Genomic DNA, 1,462 nt, shown 5'->3' with positions numbered 1-1,462 from the left:
ACCTAAAGGCGGCTTTCAGTGCAATGGGGGTCGATATTTATGAACTGCCCACTGGTACTGAGTTGCCCATCAACATGCGGATGGACTCTCCACCAGGAGTCACCTATGACTCGGTGGAGTGCTTTTTTGAGGACATGGAGAAGCGCTTAGAAGGAATCCACCACCGGAAGCACCGGAGCATGAAATCACATATTGGAATCCAGCACTATCAATCCAGGCGATTCCGCATTATGGTGCCACAAAGCCATGTACATGCCTCACATCAGATGGCGTTCTACGTAATCGAAACATTGTTATACGATGTACTCCACATGATTGTTGGACACGGGTGGTTGCCGAAGGACACAGAACATCTGGCGACACGACTGAGCCATATCGCCATTTTTGGTGATGATGCTAATAAGTTTTTATCCAATGTGCAGCATCATTCACCTGGAGCAGAAAATATACTCGAGGCGATGGGGCGACTGCATGATGATAAGAAATACGATATACCGCTGGCCAAAGTGCTGACACATATGGCCAGCATGGATGCATGTTTATGCTCCCACGTTCATTACAAAGTCGACCCGGAAGCGAAGCTTGATAAGCACAAAATCGTGCCTATTCAGCAATATGACTTTGGTGTCGGGAATTCGCTCAAATCTGGGCAGCAAAATACGATAAAAAATTTTCTGGCTAGTCCTTTCGCATGCATGGATTACAATCGATGGAACCAACGAGGTGGTACCATTGTTTACGCCTATTCCATCGGCCGCCCCCGGGATACATCTTTAGCTAAACGCTTGCATCCGTTGCCGAGCCTGGAGGGCTATGATCGGACGCCACTACATCGGGTGGTTGTCATCGCGAGTTTACGTTGAAACGAACGCACGGGTAGCAATTGTGTTGACCTCATGAATTATCTCCTGGGTGAATGTAATACCGGACAGTTGATTCGGGGGACGACCCCAAGGTAGCCCATAAATCTATCATCAAATACTCTCAAGGATACCGCGACCTGCCGCGCGAGCGGAGGCTGGTATCAGTATTCACTAATGCGGTCATTATGGCCATCCGCAAGGCCCGCTGCTTCGGGCTTGTTGGGAAACCTTTATGCGCCCGGAGGCATTGTTGGCGGACTTTTCACTGGCCACGCACCCTGTGATCACGCGGTAATTTCTAGGTATCTTTCTGACCGGCATAACTCATTGTATTTTCAGCAAAATATTTGTCGCAAATTTAATGCGAAAAATGCAATGTTGTCGCGTAATTATTACACATTTGTCGCATTAATTATGCAAAAATCAACACCTAAGTTGTTGATTCGTTTCTCCATTGTCGCATAATTAACGGAATCTGACATTCGCTGCCAGCCATGGAGAGCGAAGCGAAGGCTGGTAGACCCCAGTAGCCGCGAGGCCGCACTGTTTTCCCGGCGTGCCTTGCGCCAGAGGGAAAACAAAGTAGGCCTCCGAACGCG

The 1,462-nt window shown here is 48.6% G+C and carries 1 protein-coding gene; it reads left to right on the top strand.

Annotated elements, in window-relative coordinates; genetic code table 11:
• The coding region (locus ACOCD2_RS19735) for a hypothetical protein (protein ID WP_419592365.1) at positions 1 to 863 on the top strand (863 nt) is incomplete at its 5' end.
• Positions 864 to 1,462 lie beyond the last annotated feature (599 nt).

Source organism: Thiolapillus sp., assembly GCF_048562965.1.
GTDB lineage: Bacteria > Pseudomonadota > Gammaproteobacteria > Chromatiales > Chromatiaceae > Thiolapillus > Thiolapillus brandeum_A.
This window is presented reverse-complemented; position numbering and strand designations above follow the sequence as displayed.